This is a genomic window from Alcanivorax sp. HI0044 (genome assembly GCF_001634945.1).
The window spans coordinates 1-856 of sequence record NZ_LWEZ01000434.1; the positions used below are offsets into that span (position 1 = coordinate 1).

Annotated in this window: 1 protein-coding gene; it reads right to left on the reverse strand. The window is 55.2% G+C overall.

Annotated elements, in window-relative coordinates:
- Positions 1-838 (reverse strand): alkyl sulfatase dimerization domain-containing protein (locus A3730_RS05215; RefSeq protein ID WP_304439465.1); only part of this gene is annotated, 838 nt, incomplete at its 3' end.
- Positions 839-856 lie beyond the last annotated feature (18 nt).

The window sequence follows — 856 nt, forward strand, 5'->3', positions numbered from 1 at the left end:
CCTGGAGCATGAATCCATTGAGAGTATCGCGGGTCATGTTGATGGTGGCATCGGCATCGTCAAACAGACGCCCCTCACTGTGGTTCAGCACACCGTGCACCATTTCCACCGCAAAGGACTTGTCCTTGTCGGTGAATACGAAATTGAGCTTGAGGTGCTTGCCCTCTGCCTTCTCGGTGTTCAGGCGGACGCCAAGGAAGTCGAAGAACAGGCTCTCATCCATGGCACGAACGGTATCCGGGCTGGCAGTATTGGGCGTCGGCAATTGCGCCACACCATTACGCAGTTCCTGGGCGCCGCTCAGGTAGAAATTACGCCACGGACCACTTTCTGCCTGATAGCCCATCTGCTCCAGCGCGTCAGCCTGCAGGTTCTTGGCTTCCTGGTTATCCGGATCGGCGAAGACGGCATGATTGACCACTTCCGCCACCCAGCGATACTCCCCTTTTTCAAAGTAGTCACGGGCCTTGTCCAGCAACGCATCCGCCCCCCCNATCATCTCCACGTAACGCTCGGCTGAATCCGCCGGAGGCAGTTCATGCAAGGTCGCCGGGTTGCCGATAAACCAACCCAAGTACATCACATAAGTAGCCTTCACGTTGTGACTGATGGAACCGTAATAACCGCGGTTGGAAAAGTTCTTGGCGATGGCATCAGGCACTTTGATTTGCTCTGCGATCTCCAACATGGTGTAGCCCTGATTGGCCATGCGCAGGGTTTCATCATTGATGAAGCGATACATATCCCGCTGCGTGCTGATATGCTCATTGACCTTGTCCTTTCCCCACACTGGCCAGTGGTGCATGGCGTACATCACTTCCACTTCATCACCCCACATGTCCAGCGCCTGATTCAG